The 24067-nt window shown below is 69.7% G+C and carries 26 protein-coding genes; 15 read left to right on the top strand and 11 right to left on the bottom strand.

Annotation, left to right across the window (positions count from 1 at the left end; genetic code table 11):
- Positions 1-2: 2 nt before the first annotated feature.
- From ACWCOV_RS18285 to ACWCOV_RS18275, 3 genes are all read right to left on the bottom strand, one after another.
- A complete protein-coding gene (locus ACWCOV_RS18285; RefSeq protein WP_449830444.1) occupies positions 3-1541 on the bottom strand; it encodes an NCS1 family nucleobase:cation symporter-1 in 1539 nt (512 codons plus the stop codon).
- A 105-nt stretch (positions 1542-1646) separates the two neighbouring features.
- A complete protein-coding gene (locus ACWCOV_RS18280; protein WP_449830443.1) occupies positions 1647-2417 on the bottom strand; it encodes an MBL fold metallo-hydrolase in 771 nt (256 codons plus the stop codon).
- A gap of 10 nt (positions 2418-2427) precedes the next feature.
- Positions 2428-2778 (bottom strand): EF-Tu/IF-2/RF-3 family GTPase, encoded by a 351-nt coding sequence (locus tag ACWCOV_RS18275; RefSeq protein WP_449830442.1) that lies wholly within the window; start codon positions 2776-2778, stop codon positions 2428-2430.
- A 139-nt stretch (positions 2779-2917) separates the two neighbouring features.
- Between ACWCOV_RS18275 and ACWCOV_RS18270 the strand changes: the two genes are divergently transcribed.
- The 5 genes from ACWCOV_RS18270 (at position 2918) to ACWCOV_RS18250 (ending at position 7663) form a co-directional block, all read left to right on the top strand.
- A complete protein-coding gene (locus ACWCOV_RS18270; protein WP_449830441.1) occupies positions 2918-3559 on the top strand; it encodes a ThuA domain-containing protein in 642 nt (213 codons plus the stop codon).
- Positions 3544-4647, top strand: coding sequence for a Gfo/Idh/MocA family protein (locus ACWCOV_RS18265; protein WP_449830440.1), 1104 nt, complete (start codon positions 3544-3546; stop codon positions 4645-4647). The genes ACWCOV_RS18270 and ACWCOV_RS18265 overlap by 16 nt, the downstream gene beginning before the upstream one ends.
- A gap of 106 nt (positions 4648-4753) precedes the next feature.
- Positions 4754-5776 carry a heat-inducible transcriptional repressor HrcA gene (gene hrcA, locus ACWCOV_RS18260; protein WP_449830439.1) on the top strand — a complete coding sequence of 341 codons (1023 nt, stop codon included), beginning with the start codon at positions 4754-4756 and terminating at the stop codon, positions 5774-5776.
- Between the two features lie 24 nt (positions 5777-5800).
- Positions 5801-6943, top strand: coding sequence for a molecular chaperone DnaJ (gene dnaJ, locus ACWCOV_RS18255; protein ID WP_449830438.1), 1143 nt, complete (start codon positions 5801-5803; stop codon positions 6941-6943).
- A 3-nt stretch (positions 6944-6946) separates the two neighbouring features.
- Positions 6947-7663 (top strand): 16S rRNA (uracil(1498)-N(3))-methyltransferase, encoded by a 717-nt coding sequence (locus ACWCOV_RS18250; RefSeq protein WP_449830437.1) that lies wholly within the window; start codon positions 6947-6949, stop codon positions 7661-7663.
- On the opposite strand, the gene ACWCOV_RS18245 is transcribed toward ACWCOV_RS18250, so the two are convergent.
- Entirely contained in the window at positions 7637-8206 is a 570-nt protein-coding gene (locus ACWCOV_RS18245; RefSeq protein ID WP_449830436.1) for a TetR/AcrR family transcriptional regulator, read from the bottom strand. The two genes, ACWCOV_RS18250 and ACWCOV_RS18245, sit on opposite strands and share 27 nt — an antisense overlap.
- Positions 8207-8276: 70 nt before the next feature.
- On the opposite strand from ACWCOV_RS18245, the gene ACWCOV_RS18240 reads away from it, so the two are divergent.
- On the top strand, positions 8277-8501 hold the full coding sequence (locus tag ACWCOV_RS18240) for a F0F1 ATP synthase subunit C (protein WP_449830482.1): 225 nt from the start codon (positions 8277-8279) through the stop codon (positions 8499-8501).
- A gap of 4 nt (positions 8502-8505) precedes the next feature.
- Here ACWCOV_RS18240 and ACWCOV_RS18235 read toward each other — a convergent pair whose 3' ends face one another.
- Both ACWCOV_RS18235 and ACWCOV_RS18230 read right to left on the bottom strand, forming a co-directional pair.
- Positions 8506-9636 carry a Gmad2 immunoglobulin-like domain-containing protein gene (locus tag ACWCOV_RS18235; protein ID WP_449830435.1) on the bottom strand — a complete coding sequence of 377 codons (1131 nt, stop codon included), beginning with the start codon at positions 9634-9636 and terminating at the stop codon, positions 8506-8508.
- A complete protein-coding gene (locus ACWCOV_RS18230; RefSeq protein WP_449830434.1) occupies positions 9633-10142 on the bottom strand; it encodes a SigE family RNA polymerase sigma factor in 510 nt (169 codons plus the stop codon). Before ACWCOV_RS18230 ends, ACWCOV_RS18235 begins: the two co-directional genes overlap by 4 nt.
- Positions 10143-10422: 280 nt before the next feature.
- Here ACWCOV_RS18230 and ACWCOV_RS18225 point away from each other — a divergent pair, with 280 nt between their 5' ends.
- From ACWCOV_RS18225 to era, 5 genes are all read left to right on the top strand, one after another.
- The gene (locus ACWCOV_RS18225) at positions 10423-11349 is read left to right on the top strand and encodes a PhoH family protein (RefSeq protein WP_449830481.1); all 927 of its coding nucleotides are present in this window, start codon (positions 10423-10425) and stop codon (positions 11347-11349) included.
- A complete protein-coding gene (gene ybeY, locus ACWCOV_RS18220) occupies positions 11346-11819 on the top strand; it encodes an rRNA maturation RNase YbeY (protein WP_449830433.1) in 474 nt (157 codons plus the stop codon). The genes ACWCOV_RS18225 and ybeY overlap by 4 nt, the downstream gene beginning before the upstream one ends.
- A 42-nt stretch (positions 11820-11861) precedes the next feature.
- Positions 11862-13166, top strand: coding sequence for a hemolysin family protein (locus ACWCOV_RS18215; RefSeq protein ID WP_449830432.1), 1305 nt, complete (start codon positions 11862-11864; stop codon positions 13164-13166).
- A gap of 98 nt (positions 13167-13264) precedes the next feature.
- A complete protein-coding gene (locus ACWCOV_RS18210; RefSeq protein ID WP_449830431.1) occupies positions 13265-13597 on the top strand; it encodes a cytidine deaminase in 333 nt (110 codons plus the stop codon).
- Complete coding sequence (gene era, locus ACWCOV_RS18205; protein WP_449830430.1) at positions 13581-14510, top strand: GTPase Era; 930 nt, start codon at positions 13581-13583, stop codon at positions 14508-14510. The genes ACWCOV_RS18210 and era overlap by 17 nt, the downstream gene beginning before the upstream one ends.
- Positions 14511-14563: 53 nt before the next feature.
- Here the strand turns inward: era and ACWCOV_RS18200 are convergent, their stop codons facing one another.
- Positions 14564-15550, bottom strand: a complete 987-nt coding sequence (locus tag ACWCOV_RS18200) for a GNAT family N-acetyltransferase (RefSeq protein ID WP_449830429.1) — start codon at positions 15548-15550, stop codon at positions 14564-14566.
- Positions 15551-15576: 26 nt separating this feature from the next.
- Positions 15577-16128, bottom strand: a complete 552-nt coding sequence (locus ACWCOV_RS18195; RefSeq protein ID WP_449830428.1) for a hypothetical protein — start codon at positions 16126-16128, stop codon at positions 15577-15579.
- Between the two features lie 209 nt (positions 16129-16337).
- On the opposite strand from ACWCOV_RS18195, the gene ACWCOV_RS18190 reads away from it, so the two are divergent.
- The gene (locus ACWCOV_RS18190) at positions 16338-16766 is read left to right on the top strand and encodes a Fur family transcriptional regulator (RefSeq protein ID WP_449830427.1); all 429 of its coding nucleotides are present in this window, start codon (positions 16338-16340) and stop codon (positions 16764-16766) included.
- A 22-nt stretch (positions 16767-16788) separates the two neighbouring features.
- Entirely contained in the window at positions 16789-18978 is a 2190-nt protein-coding gene (katG, locus tag ACWCOV_RS18185; protein ID WP_449830426.1) for a catalase/peroxidase HPI, read from the top strand.
- On the opposite strand, the gene ACWCOV_RS18180 is transcribed toward katG, so the two are convergent.
- Positions 18965-19384 (bottom strand): PPOX class F420-dependent oxidoreductase, encoded by a 420-nt coding sequence (locus ACWCOV_RS18180; protein WP_449830425.1) that lies wholly within the window; start codon positions 19382-19384, stop codon positions 18965-18967. The genes katG and ACWCOV_RS18180 overlap by 14 nt on opposite strands.
- A 111-nt stretch (positions 19385-19495) precedes the next feature.
- Here ACWCOV_RS18180 and ACWCOV_RS18175 point away from each other — a divergent pair, with 111 nt between their 5' ends.
- Entirely contained in the window at positions 19496-20764 is a 1269-nt protein-coding gene (locus tag ACWCOV_RS18175; RefSeq protein WP_449830424.1) for a DUF1800 domain-containing protein, read from the top strand.
- Between the two features lie 9 nt (positions 20765-20773).
- Positions 20774-22024, top strand: coding sequence for a DUF1501 domain-containing protein (locus ACWCOV_RS18170; protein WP_449830423.1), 1251 nt, complete (start codon positions 20774-20776; stop codon positions 22022-22024).
- A gap of 8 nt (positions 22025-22032) precedes the next feature.
- Here the strand turns inward: ACWCOV_RS18170 and ACWCOV_RS18165 are convergent, their stop codons facing one another.
- Complete coding sequence (locus ACWCOV_RS18165; RefSeq protein WP_449830422.1) at positions 22033-23277, bottom strand: ATP-binding protein; 1245 nt, start codon at positions 23275-23277, stop codon at positions 22033-22035.
- Between the two features lie 38 nt (positions 23278-23315).
- Positions 23316-23984, bottom strand: coding sequence for a response regulator transcription factor (locus ACWCOV_RS18160; RefSeq protein ID WP_449830421.1), 669 nt, complete (start codon positions 23982-23984; stop codon positions 23316-23318).
- Positions 23985-24067 lie beyond the last annotated feature (83 nt).

Here is a 24067-nt window from a genome sequence, read left to right as displayed (position 1 = left end):
GCCTAGAAGATGGGAGCGGCGTGGCTCGCGTTCGGCTCGCGGACCGGCGGCGACAGCCTGGTCAGCAGGACGTAGGCGAGGAAGCCGGCCACCAGGCCGACCGCCCACGAGTAGTCGTAGAGCGGCTTGAGGAACGGGATCAGGCCCTCCTCCGGGAACGGGCCGGCGCCCGGGTTCGAGTACGCGCCGCCGACCGCGAGCAGGGAGCCGAACACGGTCGCGACCACTGCCCGCCAGTTCCAGCCCGCGGAGTACCAGTACCGGGCGCCGGCCTGGTAGAGGTCGGCGAGGTACAGGTTGGTGCGGTCGAGCAGCCAGTAGCCCGCGATCAGCACGCCGGCCACCGACGCGAGCAGCCCGCCGTAGAAGGACAGCCAGACGAAGATGTAGATCGACGGGTCGGAGATCAGCCGCCACGGCTGGATCACGATCCCGATCACGCCGGTGAGCAGGCCCGCGGTCCGGAAGTTCAGCCACCGCGGCACGGCGTTCGCGAAGTCGTACGACGGGCTGACCACGTTGGCGGCCACGTTGCACGACATCGTCGCCAGGATCGCCATCACCAGGCCGATCGTGACCACCACCGGGTTCTCGAACCGGCGGGTCAGCTCGACCGGGTCCCAGATCGCCTCGCCGTACAGCAGCACGGTGCCGGACGTGGTGATGATCGAGACCAGCGCGATGAACGACATCGTCGTCGGCAGGCCGATGATCTGGCCCCAGACCTGCTGGCGCTGGCCTTTGCCGAACCGGGTGAAGTCCGGCATGTTCAGGCTCAGCGTGGCCCAGAACGCGATCATGCCCATCAGCGACGGCGCGAAGATCTTCCAGAAGTCGGCGTCCCAGCCGAGTTTCGACGGCTGGTCCAGGATCGGGCCGAGGCCGCCGGCCTTGACCAGGATCGCGATCATCAGCGCCAGGAACGCGACCGTGACCAGCGGCGCGGCCCAGTTCTCGAACCGGCGCAGGCCTTCGATGCCGCGCCAGATCAGGACCATCTGGATCACCCAGAAGAACGCGAAGCTCAGCCACAGCGTCCACGGGTGCCCGCCGGCCGCGGACGCGTTGGTCCAGCTGTCGCCGGCCAGCTCGCCGACGATCACGTAGATCGCCTGGCCGCCGATCCAGGTCTGGATGCCGAACCAGCCGCAGGCGATGAAGGCCCGCAGCAACGCCGGGAAGTTGGCGCCGCGGACGCCGTAGAAGGCGCGCGCGAAGACCGGGAACGGGATGCCGTACTTGGTGCCCGCGTGGCTGTTCAGCAGCAGCGGGATGAGGACGATCAGGTTCCCGAGGGTGATGGTGATGAACGCCTGCAGCCAGTTCATCCCGAGCGCGACCAGGCCGGCCGCGAGCAGGTAGCTGGGGATGTTGTGCGCCATCCCCATCCACAGCGCCGCGTAGTTGTACGTCGTCCAGTGCCGCTCGGGCAACCGGGTCGGCGCGAGCTCAGCGTTCCCGTACGGGCTGTTGGCCACCGCCTCCGGATCGGTCAGCTCGACCCGTCCGTCGGGGTGCACCGTCTGCTCAACCGTAGCCATGAACCCCACCACCCGATCCGCATCGAGGTCGTTGCTTCGCAACAAGTTGCGCCCTCAGGTGACGTGCTGTCAACGGACAACTACGAGGTTGCGTTGTGAGGCAGGTCAGCTGGGGCCGAGCAAGGGGAGTGTTGGCCTGCGCGGAGTGCCCAGTGCCTCGTAGCCGCGCTTGATCGCGTCCTGCAGGTGCTCGAGCGGCCACGGCCAGTCGTCGGTGTGCGTGAGCGCGTCGTCCAGCGACGTGCCGGCGTGGTGCAGGCCGGAGATGGTGTTGGCGACCGTGCCGAGGTCACCGGCCTGGTCGCGGACGAACTCGGCGTCGACCACGGCCCCATGTCCCGGGACGACCTTCGCGGTGCCGGACAGCATGCCGATCACCCGGTCGATCGTGTCCGGCCACTCGAGCGGGAAGGAGTCCGTGCCGTACGACGGCGGCGCCGACTCCTCGACCAGGTCGCCGACGAAGTACACGTCGGCATCCGGTACGACGACCACCGTGTCGCCGGACGTGTGCGCGTTGCCGAGGTGCAGCAGCTCGACCCGGCGGTCGCCGAGGTCGATCACCTTCGCGACGGCGAACGTCGTACCGGCGAGGTTCTCCTCGGCGGCCGCGTTCTCGTGCAGGTAGACGGTGGCGTCGGTGAAGACGCTGTTGCCGACCACGTGGTCGAAGTGGGCGTGGGTGTTCACCACCCAGCGGACCGGCGCGTCGGTGAGCTCGCGGATGTGGCCGAGCAGCTCGGACGCCTGCTCGGCGGTCGCGCGGGTGTCGACCACCAGGGCGCCGTCCGCGCCGACGACCAGGCCGACGTTGAGGTCCCACTCGTCGTACCGGCGGACCCAGCAACGATCCCCGACCTCGGTCCACGTACTCATGAGGCCGAGGTTACTTGCTCAGCACATCGCCCCTGACCACCTGCTCCCGCTCGACGCCGCGGAGCAGCAGGCCGACGTTGTCGCCGGCGTTCGCGACCTGCACCGTCTTGCGGAACATCTCCAGACCGGTCACCTCGGTCTGCAGCAGCGGCGAACCCGCGCGGCTGAGCAGCACCTGGTCGCCGACCGCGACCGTGCCGGCGATCACCCGGCCGGTGACGATCGTCCCGCGGCCGGTGATCGAGAACACATCCTCGACGGTCAGCTCGAACGCGCCCGGCGGCACACGGTCCTGCGGCCGCGTCCCGGGGGAGGTGTTCGCCGGCGGCTCGCGGTCGCGCTTCCAGAACTTCCATCCCATACACCGACCCTAGACGCGGGGAAGCCCTATCCACGGGACGGAATCGCACTTGAAGGCCGGTCGGGTGGCGCTTAGTGTCGCGGTGGCGATTCCGCAATCTTTCCGAGCCTGGAACCGAAACTTTCGAAGGGCGGACGGCGTGACGACACGACGTGCACTGGTGGTCCGGGGCGGGTGGGAAGGACACTCCCCGGTCGAGGCGACCGACCTGTTCATTCCCCACCTGCGTGAGAACGGGTACGAGGTGACCGTCTCCGACACGACCGAGAGCTACCTCGACCTGGACGGCACCGACCTGGTCCTGCAGTGCGTCACGATGAGCCAGATCGAGCCCGAGCACTTCAAGGGCCTGGACGCGGCGATCCGCAAGGGCACCGGGTTCGCCGGCTGGCACGGCGGGATCTGCGACTCGTTCCGGAACAACGCCGACTACAGCTTCATCACCGGCGGCCAGTTCATCTCGCACCCGCACGGGTTCACCGACTACCGGGTCGACATCGTCGCCGAGCACCCGATCGTCGAGGGCATCACGCACTTCGACGTGCACACCGAGCAGTACTACGTGCACTACGACCCGACGAACACCGTGCTGGCCACCACCACGTTCCGCTCGCACCCGGACTACCCGTGGATCGAGGGCGCCGTGATGCCGGCCGTCTGGACCAGGACCTGGGGTGCGGGCAAGGTGTTCGTCTGCACCGTCGGCCACAAGCTGGACGACCTCGAGGTGCCCGAGGTCCGGACCATCATCGAGCGGGGGCTGCTGTGGGCGAGCAAGTGACGCGCGTCGGCATCGTCGGCACCGGGGTCATCTCCGGCACGTACCTGGACCACCTGGACAAGCTGCCCGGCGTCGAGGTGGTCGCGGTGGCCGACCTCGACGTCAGCCGCGCCCAGGCGATCGCCGACAAGAACCCGGGCATCCGCGCCCTGTCGTCCGGCGACCTGTACGCCGCGGACGACGTCGACATCGTGCTCAACCTGACCATCCCGGCCGCGCACGCGGCGGTGCACCAGGCCGCGATGGAAGCCGGCAAGCACGTGTACGGCGAGAAGCCGCTGGCCGTCGACCGCGCCGAGGCCGAGCCGCTGCTGAAGTACGCCGCCGCCAACAACCTGCGCGTCGGCTGCGCACCCGACACCGTGCTCGGCACCGGCACCCAAACCGCCCGTGCCGCGATCGACCGCGGCGACATCGGTGTGCCGACCGCTGCGACCGCGTCCTTCGTCACGCCCGGCCACGAGCTGTGGCACCCGGCGCCGGAGTTCTACTACCAGCCCGGCGGCGGCCCGGTGCTCGACATGGGCCCGTACTACGTGACCAGCCTGGTCACCCTGCTCGGTCCGGTACGGCGGGTGGTCGCACGCGCCGGCCAGTCGCAGCAGGAGCGGAAGATCCACACCGGTCCGCGCGCCGGCACGACCTTCCCGGTCCAGGTGCCGACGCACGTGACCGGCGTACTCGAGCACGAGTCGGGTGCGCTGACCACGCTGCTGATGTCGTTCGACGTGTGGGCCGCGCGGTCGCCGCGGATCGAGGTGCACGGGACCGAGGGCAGCCTGTCGGTGCCGGACCCGAACGGCTTCGACGGCAAGGTCGAGATCGCCACCGCCACGAACCGTGACTGGATCGAGCTCCCCGTCGCCGGTGGGTACGCCGGAGCCGGCCGTGGGGTCGGGGTCGCGGACATGGCCCGGGCGATCCGCAACGGTGAGCCGCACCGGGCCGACGGCGCGCTGGCCTACCACGTGCTCGACGTCCTCGAGTCGGTGCTCGAGGCGGCCGCGCAGGACCAGCCTGTCGATGTCGCGAGTACGGTCGCCCGCCCGGCCGCCGTACCGTTGGGGGCATCGCCCGAAGTCGCGTGAGACCCGCCCCACGCCGCAAGCTGGCACTGGCGGCTACTACGGCTCGGTAGACTGGCACTCGAATGAGCTGAGTGCCAAGGGTCGACGCTGAGAGAGGGTGGTGCGCGTGCTGGACGAACGCAAGCTGGATGTTCTCCGCGCCATCGTCGAGGACTACGTGGCGACCCACGAGCCGGTCGGCTCGAAGACGCTGGTGGACCGGCACAACCTCGGAGTGTCGCCGGCCACCGTGCGTAACGACATGGCCGCGCTGGAGGAGGAGGGGTACATCACCCAGCCGCACACCAGCGCCGGCCGGATCCCGACCGACGCGGGATACCGGCTGTTCGTGGACAAGCTGAGCACGGTCAAGACGCTGTCCCCGGCCGAGAAGAAGGCGATCACCTCCTTCCTGGCCGGAGCGATCGACCTGGACGACGTCGTCCGCCGGACCGTGCGGCTGCTCGCCCAGATCACCCGCCAGGTCGCGATCGTGCAGTACCCGTCGCTGAACCGGTCGAGCGTCCGGCACATCGAGGTCGTCACGATGAGCCCGCGCCGGCTGCTGCTGGTGCTGATCACCAGCACCGGCCGGGTCGAGCAACGGATCGTCGAGCACCCGAACGACGTCGACGAGCAGCTGATCGCGGACCTGCGGTCGCGGCTCAACACGGTCCTCGCCGGGCAGCGGCTGACGGAGGCGACCACGTCGCTGGCCGCCGTACCCGAGCTGTTCGCCCCGGCCGACCGCTCGCTGGTCGCGTCGATCGTCACCACGCTGCTGGAGGCGTTCACCGACGAGGTCGTCGAGCAGCGGATCGCGGTCGGCGGCGCCGCCAACCTGACCCGGTACGGCGACGACTTCGAGCGCAACGTGAAGCCGGTGCTGGAGGCGCTGGAGGAGCACGTCATTCTGCTCAAGCTGCTCGGTGAGGCGACCAACCCGCAGACCCTGACGGTCCGCATCGGGCACGAGAACCCGTTCGAGGAACTGGCCACCACCTCGGTGGTCGCGACCACGTACGGGTCCAAGTCGGAGGCGCTGGCCACGCTCGGCATCGTCGGCCCGACCCATATGGACTATCCGAGCACGATGGGCGCTGTCCGGGCCGTCGCGCGCTACGTCAGCCAGATCCTGGCCGACTCCTAACGAATACAACCCCTGGTCTGGAGTATGAGCACCGATTACTACGCCGTCCTGGGTGTCAGCCGCGACGCGACACCGGACGAGATCAAGAAGGCGTACCGCAAGCTGGCCCGCCAGTACCACCCGGACGTGAACGACTCCGAGGACGCGCACCACAAGTTCCAGGAGATCGGCCGCGCCTTCCAGGTGCTGAGCGACCCGCAGAAGCGGCAGATGCACGATCTCGGCGGTGACCCGTTCGCGGCCGCCGGCGCGGGTGGCGGGCCGGGCGGCTTCGGCCAGGCCTTCACCTTCACCGACATCATGGACGCCTTCTTCGGCCAGACCGGCGGGGCGACCCGCGGGCCGCGGCCGCGGACCCGGCGCGGCCAGGACGCGCTGATCCCGCTGCGGATCGACCTCGGCGAGGCCGCGTTCGGCACCACCCGGGAGCTGAAGGTGGACACCGCGGTGCTGTGCCCGACCTGTTCGGGCTCCGGCGCGGCGGCCGGCTCCGAGCCGGTCACCTGCGACATCTGCCACGGCCGCGGCGAGGTGACCCACACCCAGCGGTCGTTCCTCGGCGAGGTGCGGACGATGCGGCCGTGCCCGAACTGCCGCGGCTTCGGCACGATCATCCCGAACCCGTGTGTCGAGTGCTCCGGCGACGGCCGGGTCCGGTCCCGCCGGACCGTCACCGTGAAGATCCCCGGCGGCGTCGACACCGGCACCCGGGTGCAGCTGTCCGGCCAGGGCGAGGTCGGTCCCGGCGGCGGCCCGGCCGGCGACCTGTACGTCGAGATCGAGGTCGAGCCGCACGACATCTTCACCCGCAACGGCGACGACCTGCACTGCACGGTCACGCTGCCGATGACGGCGGCCGCGCTCGGGACGACGATCGACCTGCCGACGCTGGAGGGCGAGACGACCCCGCTGGAGATCCGCCCCGGCACCCAGTCCGGTACGGCGATGACGCTGACGGCCCGTGGTGTCCCGCGGCTGCGGCACGCCGGCCGTGGTGACCTGATCGTCCAGATCGTGGTCGAGACCCCGACCAAGCTCGACGACTCGCAGGCCGACCTGCTCCGGCAGTTGGCCGGGATCCGCGGCGAGGAGCGCCCCCAGGGCCAGGTCCAAGCCACCCACAAGAGTGTCTTCGGCCGCCTGCGCGACGCCTTCGGCGCCCACTAGGAGATGGGCGTCGCAGTCTTCTTCTGCGCGGAACTGGCTGGTGACGAGCTCGCGCTCGACGGTCCGGAGGGCCGGCATGCTGCGGTGGTACGGCGGATCGCGCCGGGGGAACGCATCCGGTTGACCGACGGGCGCGGGGCCTGGGCTGAAGGTGCGGTGACGGCTGCCTCCAAGGCGGGGGTGACGGTTGCCGTCGACAGCCGTGGGAGTGTGCCGGCGAGCCGGCCGCGGCTGGTCGTCGTGCAGGCGCTGCCCAAGGGGGAGCGGGCCGAGCTCGCGGTGGAGATGCTGACCGAGGTCGGCGCGGACGTGATCGTGCCGTGGAACGCGGAGCGCAGCCAGTTCCGCAGCAACCCGGAGCGCTCCGCGAAGACGCTGGCCAAGTGGCAGGCGTGGGCTTTCGAGGCAAGCAAGCAGTCGCGGCGGGCGTGGTTCGCCGAGGTGGCTCCGATCGCGACCACGGCCGAGGTCGCCCACCTGATCACAGCCGCCGCGCTCCCCGTCGTACTGCACGAAGATGCCAAGACACCGCTGGCCGGCCTCGACGTCCCCGCCGACGGCGACATCGTGATCGTGATCGGCCCCGAAGGCGGCATCTCCCCGGCCGAGCTCGAGACCTTCGACGTCGAGCCGGTCCGCCTCGGCGACACCGTCCTCCGCACCTCGACGGCCGGCGTCGCCGCCGCGGCGGCCCTACTCGCCCGTTCGCGCTGGAGCTGACAACGCCCGCAGCGCCGTCGCGATGTCCGCGCCGGACGGGGCGTTCTCCGGATCGACCAGCCACTGCAGCGCGACCCCGTCGACCAACGCGAGCCCGAGCGACCCGATGTGCTGCTCGTCGCCGTCCGCCTCGGTGCCGAGGATGACCGCGGCCACCTGACTCCGGAAGCTCGCGTACACCGCAGCCAGCCGCTCCCGGACCTCCGGCGACCGCGGCGACCGCGCGAACGCCTCGACACTCGCGATCGTCGTCGACCGGTCCTGCGCGAACGCTTCGGCCAGCGCATCCAGTACGGCGGCCAGCCGCTCGACCGGGTCCGTCGCGGTGATCGCCCCGATCGTGCCGGTCACGTCGTCACCCCAGTCGGTGAACGAGTCCAGCACCGCCTCGGTCAGCAACGCGTCCTTCGAGCCGAAGTGGTACCCGATCGAGGCCAGGTTCGTCTGGGATGCGGTGACCAGGTCGCGTGCGGTGATCTCGCCGTACCCCTTCTCGGCGATCAGCCGTTTCGCGCTCGCCAGCAGCTTGTCCCGGTTGCCCACGCCCCGGATCCTAGCGTAGACGATTGTCGTATACGATTGTCATAGACAAATGTATACGAAGGGATCGACGATGCTCGCTCTGCAGACCGCCGGCAACCTGGCCGTGCTCGCCTACGGACTGGCCGCCATCGGCTCCGGGATCGGCGTCGGGCTGATGTTCATGGCCGTCATCAACGGCACCGCCCGGCAGCCCGAGGCCCGCGAGTCGCTGATGTCGATCGCCTGGATCGGCTTCGGCGTGGTCGAGGTGCTCGCCGTCATCGGCATCGCACTCTCGTTCGTGTTCCGTACCTGAGGCGCTACTTGACGTAGATCGTCTTCGAGTCGGTGTCGGTCATCGCGCCGTTCTCGGCGGAGATCAGGTAGGCCTCGATCCGCCACTCGCCGGGGGTGAGCTTGAGCGGGATGACGAAGGGGGAGAAGGTCTGGCCCTCTTTGGTGTTGACGTAGCTGGCCTGGGTCGCGCGGGTCTTCAGGTTGGTGGCGCGCCAGTTGACGGTGGCCTCGAAGGCGGCCGCGATGCCGGTGACCGAGAGCGGGCTCTTGGTGACCTGACCGTCGGCGAGGTTGTCGATCCAGACCAGCGCCTGGACCTTGCTCGCCTGGGCGCGGGCGATCGGCCGGCTGGTGTCGACGTGGCCGAACAGGGGGCCGCCGGCCCGGCCCTGCTGGGTGATCCGGATCGGCTCGGTCGTGTTGCTCAGCACGCCCTGGACCGTGTAGACGAGTTGCTGGGTCGCGACGGCGGCAGCTGCCGCGTCCAGCTTGGTCTGCGGGAGCTGCTTGAAGTCGACCGTGACGACCCCGCCGGCCCGGGTCACCGAGCTCACCTGGGCGCCGCGCCAGGGGGAGTAGTAGTCGGGGTCGCCGGCGTCCTTCGACGTCATCATCCGGACCGCCTCGAGCGTGGGCTGGCGGTCGACGACCTTGATCCAGGTGCGGTACAGCCGGACCGTCGGCTCGGCGCTGGTCGAGCCGACCTTCTCACCGAGCCAGTAGACCGGTACGGCGGCCGACTTGCTGGGCCCCGCCGTACCTCGGACGGTCGGCGGGGTCTTCTCCTCGGGTGCGGTGGTGGGCGGCGCGCTCGGCAGCGTGCTGGGGGTCGGAACCGGGCTGTCGGGGCCGGTCGTCGGGTCGGGCGTCATCGGGCCGGTCGCGCTGGTCGTAGCACCTGGGCCGGCGACCTGGTCGTTGCCGGCGGTCGTGGCGTTGTCGTCGAAGACAGTAAAGGCGCCGATTGCCGCGGCGGTGCCGATCGCGGCCGCGCCGGCGGTCAGCACCCACGGCCGGCGGATGGCCGGCCGGCGCTGGCCGCGGACCCGGGCCTGGATCTCGGGCAGGGCGTCGGACGGCTCGATCCGGTCGGCCTCCTCGGCCAGCGCCCGCCGCATCAGTTCGTCGAACGGGTCGTTCTGCTGGTCACTCATGGCGTCTGCTCCAGGAGCTGGCGGAGCGACTTGCTCGCCCGCGCGGCGTGGCTCTTCACCGAGCCCCGGCTGATCCCCATCGCGTCGGCGATCTCCGCCTCGGACAGGTCTCCGTAGTACCTCAGCACCATCACGGTGCGTTGCTTCTCCGGCAGGGTGCGCATGGCCTCGATCACCCGGTCCGTCTCGATGGTTCGCAGTACGGCGTGTTCGGCGCTCGGCTCGTCCGGGAGCGAGCGGGGCGTGTGCTTGTCCACCACCACCAGGTGGCGCTGGCGGGAGCGGCAGCGGTTCACCACCGTGGTGCGCAGGTAGGCCAGAGCCTTGTGCGGGTCGCGCAGCCGGTTCCAGCGGCTGTGCATCGCGACGAACGCGTCCTGCACGATCTCCTCCGCTGTGCCGGTGTCACGCAGCAACAAGGCGCCGAGGCGGACCAGCGACGTGTAGTGCGCCGTGTAGACAGCCGTCAGCGCCTCGTCGGCATCCCACGAGGACTCGTGTGTCACGACCTCTTCGTACACCACTGCCGGTTGCGCCACGAAAAGACGACGCAAAGACCCCGTCCCAGGTTGACAACAGCCCGCAAGAAGATCAGGGCTCGGGCGTGTTCGAAGGAATTACAAGTGAGGCTGTCGGTGGAGCGGGCTAGCATGGGGAGGTCATATCACCGGCATCAGGAGGAAGAGCCTGTCCAGGCCACGCAGTATCGAACCGGAGGCGCGCGCGAACGGCGCTGCCACCGCCACGCAGGCGTCGCACAAGATCGTCGTGCCGAACAGCATCGACATGGTGGCCCTGCTCGGAGCCCGGGACGAGTTCCTCCGCATCGTCGAGAAGGAGTTCGCCGCCGACATCATGGTCCGCGGCAACGAGATCACGCTGACCGGTGAGCCCGCCGAGCTGGCGCTGGCCGAGCGGCTGATCGACGAGCTGATCGCGGTGGTGCGGACCGGCCACGGGCTGACCGCGGACTCGGTCGAGCGCAGTATCGCGATGATCAAGGCGGCCACGGCCGAGAGCCCGCGCGACGTGCTCACCCAGAACATCCTGTCCAGCCGCGGCCGCACCATCCGGCCGAAGACGCTGAACCAGAAGCGGTACGTCGACGCCATCGACAAGAACACCATCGTGTTCGGGATCGGCCCGGCCGGCACCGGCAAGACCTACCTGGCGGTGGCCAAGGCGGTCCAGGCGCTGCAGGCCAAGGAGGTCAACCGGATCATCCTGACCCGGCCGGCCGTCGAGGCCGGCGAGCGGCTCGGGTTCCTGCCCGGCACCCTGTCGGAGAAGATCGACCCGTACCTGCGGCCGCTGTACGACGCCCTGCACGACATGCTGGACCCGGAGTCGATCCCGCGGCTGATGACGGCCGGCACGATCGAGATCGCGCCGCTGGCCTACATGCGCGGCCGGACCCTGAACGACGCCTACATCATCCTGGACGAGGCGCAGAACACCTCGCCGGAGCAGATGAAGATGTTCCTCACCCGGCTCGGCTTCGGCTCCAAGATGGTGGTCACCGGCGACGTCACCCAGGTCGACCTGCCGACCGGGACGAACTCGGGCCTGCGGGTCGTCCAGGCCATCCTGGAGGGCGTCCAGGACCTGGCGTTCTGCCGGCTCACCTCGCACGACGTCGTCCGGCACAAGCTGGTCGGCCGGATCGTCTCGGCGTACGAGAACTACGAAGGCAGCTCTGACAGCAAGAGATGAACGTCGAGGTCAACAACGAGTCCGGGGTCGAGATCGACGCGAACGGACTGATGCGGCTCAGCCGGTTCGTGATGTCGTCGCTGCGGTTGCACCCGGAGTGTGAGCTGTCGATCAAGCTGGTCGACGAGGACACCATGGCGCGCTACCACGTCGAGTTCCTGGACCTGCCGGGCCCGACCGACGTGATGTCGTGGCCGATGGACGAGCTGCGGCCGGGCGCCGAGGAGGACGCCGAGCCGCCGCTCGGCCACCTGGGCGACATCGCGCTGTGCCCGACCGTGGCGGCCGCGCAGGGCGCCAAGGCCGGCCACGGCACCTGGGCCGAGCTGGAGCTGCTGACGGTGCACGGCATCCTGCACCTGCTCGGGTACGACCACGCCGAACCCGCCGAGAAGGCGGAGATGTGGGACGTCCAGGGCCGCCTTCTGGAAGCATGGCGGGCTCCCGGAAACCGGCTGGAGGGTGTCTGATGGTCTTCCATCGGACACCCCAAGGACAGGAGTGACGTTGCGGTGACCTCCCACGACCTCGTTCTGCTGGTTGTGGCTGCGGGGCTCGTCCTGCTCGCCGGCCTGTTCGCCGGTGCGGAGGCGGCGCTGTCGTCGTACTCGAAGGTGCGGGCGAACGAGCAGGTCGAGCAGGGCAACCTGCGCGCGGTCCGGCTGCGCGACCTGCTCTCGGACGCGCCGCGCTACCTGAACTCGCTGCTGCTGGTCCGGCTGATGTGCGAGATCACCGCGATCGTGCTGGTCACCCAGGCGCTGTCGGAGGTGTTCCCGGTCACCTGGGAGCACATCCTGATCACCGCCGTGGTGATGGTGCTGGTCTCGTACGTGATCATCGGGGTCGCGCCGCGCACCCTCGGCCGGCAGCACTCGGACCGGTTCGCGATCATCTCGGCCGGTCCGGTGATGGCGCTGACCCGGGTGCTCGGGCCGCTGCCGAAGTTCCTGATCATGATCGGCAACGCGCTCACCCCGGGCAAGGGGTTCGCCGAGGGCCCGTTCGCCACCGAGGCCGAGCTGCGGGCGCTGGTCGACTACGCCGAGAAGTCGGCGGTGATCGAGTCCGGCGAGCGGCAGATGATCCACTCGGTGTTCGAGCTCGGCGACACCATCGTCCGCGAGGTGATGGTGCCGCGGACCGACATGGTCTACATCGAGAAGCACAAGAAGCTGCGCCAGCTCACCTCGCTGGCGCTGCGCTCGGGGTACTCGCGGATCCCGGTGATCGGCGAGTCGCTGGACGACATCCTCGGCGTCGTCTACCTGAAGGACGTGATGCGCCGGGTGTACGACAACGCCCAGGCCGAGTCGACCGAACGGGTCGAGTCGGTGATGCGGCCGTGCATGTACATCCCGGACTCCAAGCCGATCGACGAGCTGCTGCGCGAGATGCAGGCGGCCCGGATGCACGTCGCGATCGTCGTCGACGAGTACGGCGGAACCGCCGGACTGGTCACCATCGAGGACATCCTGGAGGAGATCGTCGGCGAGATCACCGACGAGTACGACGAGGTGCCCGACTCGGTGCAGGAGCTGTCCGACGGCGCCTACCGGGTGTCGAGCCGGCTGCCGATCGACGAGCTGGGCGAGCTGTTCGGCGTCCCGCTGGACGACGACGACGTCGACACGGTCGGCGGCCTGATGGCGAAGCTGCTCGGCAAGGTGCCGATCCCCGGCGCCGAGGTGGAGATCGCCGGCCTGTCGCTGACCGCGGAGCGCCCGTCCGGCCGCCGCAACCAGGTCGGTACTGTGCTGGTACGGCGCGAGGAGACCGCCCACCCGTCACCCGACCAGAACCACCAGCACGCCTGACCGCCCCAGCCCCACCTCGCAGCACCACATCGCCGTCCATCCATCCCCCACTGACCCGATCCCACAAGCTGTCGCAGTTCAAGTTCTTTGGAGTTTTCTTGTCAGACCTGTCGGCCGAGGACGCCAAACTCGTCACGCTCGCCCGCGCGGCCCGCGCCCGGACCCGGGCCGCCGAGGGCGCCGCCGTACGGGACACCGACGGCCGGACGTACTCGGCCTGCACGGTCGCGCTCGACACGGTCGACCTGACCGCGCTGCAGCTGGCGGTCGCGATGGCGCTGTCCTCGGGGGTCAAGGGCCTGGAGGCCGCCGCGGTGGTGACGGAGTCGGAGCCGGTCGACGTGAACGTCGTCCGGCACTTCGCCGGCGCCGCCATTCCCGTAGTCGTTGCCAATGGCACCGGAGAGGTCCGCGATGTCGTCCACACCTGAGCCCTTCAAGTCCGGGTTCGCCTGTTTCGTCGGCCGTCCGAACGCGGGCAAGTCCACTCTCACCAACGCCTTGGTGGGCAAGAAGATCGTCATCACGTCCTCGAAGCCGCAGACCACCCGGCACGCGGTCCGGGGGATCGTGCACCGGCCGGACGCGCAGCTCGTGCTGGTCGACACCCCCGGTCTGCACAAGCCGCGGACGCTGCTCGGCGAGCGGCTGAACGACCTGGTCAGGACCACCTGGGCCGAGGTCGACGTGATCGCGGTCTGCCTGCCGGCCAGCGACAAGATCGGCCCGGGCGACCGGTTCCTGGTCACCGAGGCGGCCAAGGTCGCGAAGACCCCGAAGGTCGCGCTGGCCACCAAGGCCGACCTGGTCGAGCCGGACCGGATGGTCGAGCACCTGGCCGAGATCCAGGCCCTGGGGGAGTCGGCCGGGATCGAGTGGGCCGCGATCGTGCCGGTGTCGGCGACGTCCGGCTACCAGGTCGACGTGGTCGCCGACGAGCTCGTGAAGCTGCTGCCGGAGGGTTTCGCGCTCTACCCGGACGGCGACATCACCGACGAGCCCGAGGAGACCCTGGTCGCGGAGCTGATCCGCGAGGCCGCGCTGGAGGGTGTGCGTGACGAGCTGCCGCACTCGATCGCGGTCACCATCGACGAGATGGGCCTACGCGAGGGGCGGCCGGAGGACAAGCCGCTGCTCGACGTGTACGCGAACATCTTCCTCGAGCGGGACAGCCAGAAGGGCATCGTGATCGGCCACAAGGGCGCCCGGCTGCGCGAGGTCGGCGCGGCCGCCCGCCGCCAGATCGAGGCGCTGCTGGGGACGCCGGTGTACCTCGACCTGCACGTCAAGATCGCCAAGAACTGGCAGACCGACGCGAAGCACCTCCGCAAACTGGGCTTCTGAACGACCGATCCGAGCGGTGGCTGCCCAACGAGTCGATGGGCAGCCACGCCGGTCTAGAGGGTCTTCTGGTAGTCCGGGATCCGGGTGATGATGCGGTAGTTGAGCGCCTCGTTGATGGCGATCATGTGGTCGTTGGACTCGGCGTTCCAGGTGTCGAGCTGGGTCAGGGCTGGCTCCTGCTCGCGCATCCACAACAGCATCGCCGACTTGACCAGCGCGCCGAGGCGGTGACCCCGGTGGGCGCGGGCGACGGCCGTGTCGTTCTGCTCGGCGATGTGCGGGCGTTCCCGCTCGACCGTGATGGTGGTGTGGCCGGCCAGCTCGCCGGTCGCCTTCTCCCGAGCGATCACCCGGTAGAGGGTCCGGTCACTCTTCAGCTGCGCCTGCTCGTAGGCCCGCAACCGCTCCGGGCTGTAGACGTCGTCCTCGATGTCGAGGTCGTCCTTCGGCGCATCGTTGATCGACTCGGTCACCGCGACCATGCCTTCGAGCAGCTCGTCCGGCAGCTCCCCGGTGACCTTCAGCAGTTCGTACGCCGAGGAGGCGGCGACCGAGTCGTCGTACAGCTTCTGCACGACCGCCCAGTCCAGCCCGGCGATGTCCTGCCGCCGGTTCACCTCCATCGACTTGCGCTCGAACCCGTGCCGCCGGGCGAACGCGTCCGCCTTCGGCAGGTCGAACGTGCTCATCCCGATCGAGTCCCGCCCCAGCTCGGCGGCCAGCCGCTCGGCGTAACCGACCAGCTCCGACCCGATTCCTCGACCGCGGTGATCGGGATGGACCTGGACGTCGGTCCACACCAGGTTGGTGTTGTCGTACGTCGGCATATGGGTCTCGAGGATCCCCACCGCCGAGCCGTCAACCCGGGCCAGGTAGGTCTGGCCCGGGTTGAGGTCCCAGCCGTACCGCAGTCCGTTCGCGTAGCTGCGCGGTGTCGGCAGCAGCACTTCCGGACAGTCCACCTTGGCGCCGGCACTCAGCACCGCCACCGCATCGGCGCACCCGACCTCGTCGTCGGGAAGCAGTCTCGTGATCTCCACGACCACAGCTTCCCCATCGGCGCCGTTTACCGCGAGTGATTTATCGCGGTGGGGAAGTCACCGCACGTGCCAGGCCCGGTCGATCCGCTGCCGTCGTACCGGCTGCCCCTGGCCTGTGCTGCCTTCGCTCGAGCACCTGTTGAGCTCGTGGTTGCCGCGCGGGTCCGGGCGTCGAGCCACAGTTTGCCCGGCGACCGCTTGGCGGCGAACGACTTCCAGAACCCGCGCGCCTGCGACTTCTCGGCTGCTGCGTTGATGACCGGCAGGCGCTTGGTGTGCGCGTCGTCGTAGCCCTGGGCAACGAGTTGGGTCAGGTTGAAGAGCCGCGAGTCGACCGCCCCGGCCTGGACGTGCCGGTAGGCCGCCGCCGGTACGACGGTCAGCTCGCCGCCGTTCTCGCTGGTGAAGTAGCCGGCGTTGCCGAGCAGCCGGGCGGAGTGCCGTCCGCCGGGCTGGGTGGTGTACTGGGCGACGTCGCCGGGCACCAGGGTGATGCGGTAGGTCTGGGCGTTGTCCCCGGGTTCGCCAGGAGGTGGTGGGGGCGCCACCAGCGCGGCGCTGAGCCGTGATCGGGGCACGATGAGAAACCTTCCGAGGATCTGACGGGCGCAGGACACTCGGTTCAGAACCCCTGACAGTTGCCTCCGGCCCGTTCCATGGTGCGGGCTGACCAAGACCCGTCATGACCGGATCCAGTCAGGCGGCAAGATCCTGCCAATTTCCGCGGGTATCCGACATCCGTGCGGAGATCTTGACCGGTTCCAGATCGGGCGGAAGACTGCGAGACGTGGACGTCGACGGCGATCTCCACCAGTCGTTGCGCAGCGTTGCGCTCCGGGTCACCCGGCCGCGGGTGGCCGTACTCGCCGCTGTGCACGCGAATCCGCACGCCGACACCGACGCGATCATCCGGGCCGCCCGGGAGGACCTCCCGGACGTGTCCCACCAGGCGGTGTACGACGTACTGCGCGCCCTGACCGACGTCGGCCTGGTACGGCGGATCCAGCCGGCCGGCTCGGTGGCACGCTACGAGGCCCGGGTGGGCGACAACCACCACCACCTGGTCTGCCGGTCGTGCGGCGCCGTCGTCGACGTCGACTGCGCGGTCGGCCATGCGCCGTGCCTGACCGCGTCCGACGACCAGGGCTACCTGATCGACGAGGCCGAGGTCGTCTACTGGGGCCTGTGCCCCGCCTGTGCCGCCACCGATTCCTGACAGCAGCACCGAAAGGTTGAGCATGTCCGACACGTCGGGTGTTACCCAGCACGGCAGTGAGAGCGAGAACCCGGTCATCGACGCCCCGACTCCACGGGCGACCCGGCCGCGGACGAACCAGGACTGGTGGCCGAACCAGCTGGACCTGTCCATCCTGCACCCGCACGCGCAGAAGTCGAACCCGATGGAGGACGGCTTTGACTATGCCGCGGAGTTCGCCAAGCTCGACGTGGACGCCCTGAAGGCCGACATCGTCGAGGTGATGCGGACGTCGCAGGACTGGTGGCCGGCCGACTTCGGCCACTACGGCCCGCTGTTCATCCGGATGAGCTGGCACGCGGCCGGCACCTACCGGATCGAGGACGGCCGCGGCGGGGGCGGCGACGGATCCCAGCGGTTCGCGCCGCTGAACAGCTGGCCCGACAACGCCAATCTCGACAAGGCGCGGCGGCTGTTGTGGCCGGTGAAGCAGAAGTACGGCCGGAAGATCTCCTGGGCCGACCTGCTGGTGCTGGCCGGCAACGTGGCCCTGGACGACATGGGCTTCCGCACGTTCGGTTTCGGCTTCGGGCGCGAGGACATCTGGGAGCCCGAGGAGATCTACTGGGGTCCGGAGGACACCTGGCTCGGCGACGAGCGCTACAGCGGTGACCGCGAACTGGGTGGCGCTCTCGGCGCCGTCCAGATGGGTCTGATCTACGTCAACCCCGAGGGGCCCAACGGCAATCCGGACCCGCTCGCCGCCGCGCGCGACATCCGCGAGACGTTCGCCCGGATGGCGATGAACGACGAGGAGACCGTCGCGCTGATCGCCGGCGGCCACTCGTTCGGCAAGACTCATGGCGCCGGACCGGCCGACCAGGTCGGGCCCGAGCCCGAGGCCGCGCCGCTGGAGTCGCAGGGGCTCGGCTGGCACAGCGGCTTCGGCACCGGCAAGGGCAAGGACACCATCACCAGCGGTCTCGAGGTGACCTGGACGAGTACGCCGACCCAGTTCGGGAACGGCTTCTTCGAGAACCTCTTCGGCTACGAGTACGAGCTCACGAAGAGCCCGGCCGGCGCCCACCAGTGGGTCGCCAAGGACGCCGAGGAGACCGTGCCCGACGCGCACGTGCCGAACCTCAAGCACCGCCCGACGATGCTGACGACCGACCTGGCGTTGCGCTTCGACCCGATCTACGGGCCGATCTCGCGGCGGTTCTTCGAGAACCCGGACGAGTTCGCGCTGGCCTTCGCCAAGGCCTGGTACAAGCTGCTGCACCGCGACATGGGCCCGGTCTCGCGGTTCCTGGGCCCCTGGGTTCCGGAGCCGCAGCTCTGGCAGGACCCGGTCCCGGCCGTCGACCACGAGCTGATCGGCGCCGAGGACGTCGCGGCGCTCAAGGAGAAGATCCTGGCCTCCGGCCTGTCCGTCGCGCAGCTGGCGTCCACCGCCTGGGCGGCCGCGGCCAGCTTCCGTGGCACCGACAAGCGCGGTGGGGCGAACGGCGCCCGGATCCGGCTCGAGCCGCAGCGCAACTGGGAGGTCAACGAGCCGGCCGAGCTGGCAAAGGTGCTGCAGGTCCTCGAGCAGATCCAGCAGGAGTTCGGCAAGCCGGTGTCGCTGGCGGACCTGATCGTGCTCGCCGGTGGCGTTGCAGTGGAGCAGGCTGCGCGGAACGCCGGTCGCGACATCACCGTCCCGTTCCACCCGGGCCGGACCGACGCCTCGCAGGAACAGACCGACGTCGACTCGTTCGCCGTCCTCGAGCCGCGCGCGGACGGCTTCCGCAACTACCTCAAGGCCGGGGAGAAGCTCGCGCCGGAGACGCTGCTGCTCGACCGCGCGTACATGCTGACCCTGACCGCGCCGGAGCTGACCGTCCTGGTCGGCGGCCTGCGGGCGATGGGGGTCGGTCGTGGGCAGCACGGGTTCTTCACCGACCGGCCCGGTGCGCTGACCACCGACTTCTTCCGGAACCTGCTCGCCCCCGGGGCCGAGTGGAAGACGTCGGAGTCGGAGGAGAACGTCTTCGAGATCCGCGACGTCGCGACCGGCGAGCTCAAGTGGACGGCGACTCCGGTCGACCTGGTCTTCGGCGCCAACTCGCAGCTCCGGTCGCTGGCGGAGGTCTACGCCAGCGCGGACGCGGAGGACAAGTTCCTGGCCGACTTCGTCGCCGCCTGGGTCAAGGTGATGGAGCTCGACCGCTTCGACCTCAAGAAGGGGTAGGCATCCCGTAGGCGTGGTCGATGGTCATCGACAGGACGAGGCGCTTGTCGGTGACCATCGCCCGGCGGTACTCGTCCCAGTCCGGGTGCTCGCCGGATGCGGTCCGGTAGTAGTCGACGAGGTCCTCGACCACCTCGTCGTACGGGTCCGCGGCGACCGGGCTGAGCTCGGCCTTGCCTTCGAGTACGACGTACGAGCGGCCACCGGGACCGTCGACGTACAGGCTGGCGCGCGGGTCGCGGCGCAGGTTCTTCGTCTTGGCCCGGCCGTCGGTGAGCGACACCCGGATCCGCTCGCCGTCGAACACGTAGGTGACGTTCGACAGCTGCGGCCTGCCGTCGCGCTTCAGCGTGACCAGCACACCGAGGCCGTGGGTGCCGATCCGGTCGGCGAGGTTTCGAGTCATACCGGAAGCTTAAGAATTCAAGCACGCTTGAAGGCAACTCGACCTGTGGGTTGGCTGAAGAAAGGCCGCCGAAACTGGTCCGGGCGCGGGCCGCCGGAAACGATCGGGGGCATGAGCGAGATCAGCGAGCGGGCCGCGGCGCGGCGGCTGAACGATCGGCTCGGGTTCGGGCCGGCGCCCGGTGAGCTGAGCGCCGGGTACGACGAGACTGTGCGGCGGCTGCTGGGACCGGGACCTGATGCGTCCGCGGGTGCCTTCGCGCCACCGACCGGGCTCGAGCCACCGGGGAAGGTCGCGTCGAAGTCGAAGGAGGAGCGGAAGGCGGCGGCGCGGGCGCGGGCCGGGCAGGAGCGGAAGCTGGCCGTCTGGTGGCTCGACCGGATGGTGGCGAGCCGGACGGCGGGCGAGCGACTGACCTGGTTCTGGCACGGGCACTTCGCGACCAGCAACCAGAAGGTCCGCAACGCCGCCTGGATGCTGGCCCAGAACCAGACCCAGCGGACGCACGCGCTCGGCCGGTTCGGCGATCTGGCCCAGGCGATGGTCGTCGACACCGCGATGATCCGCTGGCTCGACGGGCAGCGGAACCGTCGCGGGACGCCGAACGAGAACCTGGCCCGCGAGTTCCTCGAGCTCTTCACCCTCGGCATCGGCCACTACACCGAGAAAGACGTGGCCGAGGGCGCGCGCTGCCTGACCGGCTGGGTGCTCAGACCGAAGGCGACGCTGCAGCGGCGGCGCTTCGACGCCGGCTCCAAGACCCTGTTCGGTACGACGGGCAGCTTCGACGCCAAGGGGTTCGCCGTCCTCGCGTTGAGTCAGCCTGCGTCGGCGGGATTTGTGATCGGGCGGCTGTGGTTCCGGCTGGTGTCGTCGACGCCGCCGGACGCGGGGACTGTCGCGCGGTTGGCGAAGGCCTACGGACCGGAGCGCGATGTCCGGTCGTTGCTGACGGCAATGGTTGGCGAGCCGGCGTTCCGGGACTCGGAGTCGGCGTTGGTGAAGCAGCCGGTGGAGTGGGCTATCGGCCTGATGCGGGCGCTGCGCATCCAACCGGGGAAGCTGCCCGAGAAGGAGCAGACGAAGCTGCTGGCCGGGCTTCGCGGGATGGGGCAGCTGCCTTTTCGGCCGCCGAGTGTTGGTGGCTGGCCATCCGGTGCGAGTTGGCTGACGACGTCGGCGGGGCTGACGCGGCTGCAACTCGCGCAGCACCTGGCGAAGCAGGCGGAGTTGCCCGCACTGTCCGTGGACGGGGTGGCCGCCCTGCTCGGCGTCGATGGTTGGTCCGCTCGGACGAAGGCGGCGCTGGCCGGTGTGAAGGACCCCGCGCAGTTGACGGCTGTCGCCGCCTGCGCACCCGAGTACGTGGTCAGCGGATAAGGAGGACCGATGGACAACCTGACCAGACGGCGGTTCCTGACCCTGAGTGGCGTCACTGCTGCCGGTGCGCTGGCCGCAGGGGCGACCCAGGTGAACTGGTCCGATCTGCTGACCGCGGCGGTCGACGATCCGCTGCCGAGCGATCAGTCCGTGTTGGTGGTCATCACCTTGTACGGCGGCAATGACGGACTCAACACGGTTGTGCCTGCAGGCGATCCGGCGTACCAGAAGGCGCGGCCCGAGCTCGCTTATCAGCCGGATGAGGTGCTCGAGCTGGGTGATGGGCTCGGGCTCAACCCGGGGATGACTGGACTGAAGGGGCTGTGGGACGACAAGCGGCTCGCGATCGTGCGCGGCGTCGGCTATCCGGAACCTGATCGCAGCCACTTCCGGTCGATGGCGATCTGGCAGACGGCGGCGCCGAAGTCGCCGGTGCCGTCCGGGTGGCTCGGGCGGTGGCTGGACGCGACCGGCGCCGACCCGCTGCGAGCCGTCTCAGTCGAGCCGACGCTGCCACCTTTGCTGGCAGGCGAGACGACTGCTGCTGCGTCGCTGCCGTTGCGTGGGCTGGCCCTGCCGAAGGGCGCGGTCGGTACGGCGTACGCCGCGCTGGGCGAGCCGAGTCCGGGGGAGGGGCGCTGGCAGGCGCGAGCTGCGAAGGCGGTCCAGGAGCTGCAGGACGCGACGCGCGTGCTGGGCCAGGCAGTCCGCACCGGACACGAGCAGGAGGAAGAGGAAGACGAGCAACGCACGCAGGGCGCGTCTGCCGGCGGCACCTCCCAGCTCGGCGCCCAACTCGACCTGATCGCCGGCCTGATCGAGGCCGGCGTCCCCACTCGGGCCTACTCGGCTTCCTTGGGAGGCTTCGACACCCACGCCGACGAACGAAGCACCCAGCAACGCCTTCTCACCGAGCTGGACAAGGCCCTGACCCCCTTCACCCAACGCCTACACAAGACAGACCGCGGCCGCAACGCAGTGGTCCTCGTCTACTCCGAATTCGGCCGCCGAGTCCAAGCAAACGGCAGCGACGGCACCGACCACGGCACCGCCGGCCCAGTCTTCCTCCTGGGCGACAAGGTCGCGGGCGGCTTCTACGGCACCCAACCAAGCCTGACGGACCTGTCCCACGGCGACCTCAAAGCATCAACCGACTTCCGGGACATCTATGCCACCGTCCTCCAAGACGTGTTGGGCGCCGACCCCGGCCAAATCCTCGCCAACCACCAAACGACCATCAACGGCCTGCTGAAGGTGTAAGCGACGGGTCAGCTGGGGAGGTTCAGGTGGAACGCCGCACCGCGGCGGCCGTCCGCTCGGTCGGCGACTGTCAGGTCGCCGCCGTGGGCGCGAACGATGCCTCGGGCAATTGCCAAGCCCAAGCCTGCCCCGTTGCTCTGGGGACCGTGGACCAACCGGTGGAAGATTCGTTCGCGGACCTCCACGGGGACTCCCGGGCCGTCGTCCTCCACCAACACGCCCGTCGGGGCGACCGAGATCTGCACCGACCGGGCGCCTACCTGGCGGGCGTTGTCGAGGAGGTTGGCCAGGACTTGGGCCAGGCGTTCGGGGTCCGCGGTCACCGTGCCGGTGCCGGTGACGTTGATGGTGAGGTCGGGGGCAACCAGGCTGAGGCGGGTTGCTTGGCTGTCGGCCAAGTGCCGGAGATCCACGGGCGCGAGATGGAGTTGGAGGCCGGCGTCGATTCGGCTGAGTTCGAGGAGGTCCGCGACCAGGGTGCCCGCTCGGCGGGATTCGCGAACCAGGAGGAGCTCGAGCTCCTCCCGGCGGGAAGCGGTAGCGTCCGGTCCGAGCTGGATCAGGGTCTCGGCTGCGGTTTGCAGACCGGCCACAGGGGTTCGCAGCTCGTGCGCGGCATCAGCAACGAACTCCCGCATCCGGTCCTCCGACCGCCGGGCAGTCCGCTCCGCGCCCTCCAGCGCGTCCAGCATCTCGTCGAACGCGGCCGCCGTACGCCCGAGCTCGGTGTCGGCGCGCTCCGGCTGCAACCGCCCACCGCGCCGACCTGCAGCGATCGACCGAGCGAGACCGGTCATCGCATCCAGCGGCGCGAGCGCGAACCGCATCCCGATCACCAGCGCGAGCGCAGTGATCAGGATCGCTGCCGCACCAGACACCAGCAACACATTGCGCAGCCGAGCACTCGCATCCGCGAGCAACGCCGTGTCCGCCGACAGCAGCAACGTCGCGCCACGAGTCCGCTGCCCGGCCTGCAACGTCGTCCGCACCTGCCGCACGGTCCCACCCGGATCCACCGGCGGTGCGCCGAGCTGCTGCCCCGACCGCAGGATCAGCGTGACCCGGACCCCGTCCGCGTCGATCCGCCGTACCAGGTTGCCTGGCGCAACGTTCTGCCGGGCGAGCTGCTGCGCCAGCTGAGCCCGCCCGGTCAGCAGCGAGTCCAGGCTCCGCTCGGCCTGCGCGTCGAACACCGCCTTCACCGTCAACCCAGTCACCGGCAGCACCACCAGCAGTACGGCGATCGCCGTCATCGTCACTCGGAAGCGCAGGGACGCAGTACGCAGCGGCCTCACGACGGCGGCCGCAAGACGTAGCCGGAGCCACGGACGGTGTGCAGCAACCGCGGGCCGTGCGCCTCCAGCTTCCGGCGGAGGGCGCTCACGTGGACTTCGACCAGGTTGGCCGCATAATCGTCGTACCCCCAGACTGCTGTCAGCAGCTGGGTCTTGCCGACGACCTTGCCGCTGCGCCCGGCGAGGAACGCGAGCAACTTGTACTCCGTCGCCGTCAGCTCGATCGCCTCGCCGGCACGCCGTACCGAGCCCGCCTCGACGTCGACCGCCAGGTCACCCACCTCCAGCACGGTCCGGAGCCGGCCCATCCGCCGCAGCAGCGCCTCCACCCGAGCGATCAGCTCGGCCAGCACGAACGGCTTCACCACGTAGTCGTCGGCGCCGGTCCGTAGACCGTGCAGCCGATCCTCGACGCCGTCACGCGCGGTCAGCAGAATGACCCCGGCGTTCGACGTCTCCCGAGTGACCGTCAGCAACTCGAACCCGTCCCGCCCGGGCAGCATCACGTCGAGCAGCACGAGATCCGGCTGGTACTCCGCCAGCTCCCGCTCGAACCCGTCGCCGTCCGCCCGGGTCCGGACCGCGTGACCGGCCTCGGCCAGCGCGATCCCGACGCCGGTCCGGATCGGTTCCGCGTCCTCGACCACCAGCACCCGGGCCGCCATCCGGTCATCCTCGCACTGCCGCGGGCCCGGTCCGCAGCCGCTCTGCCGGGTTCTTCAGCACATCTTCAGGCCGGGCTCGTCAC

The sequence above is a fragment of the Kribbella sp. NPDC002412 genome (assembly GCF_053592935.1).
Note: the sequence above shows the minus strand (reverse complement) of the source record. Positions and strands in the feature narration are given on the sequence as shown.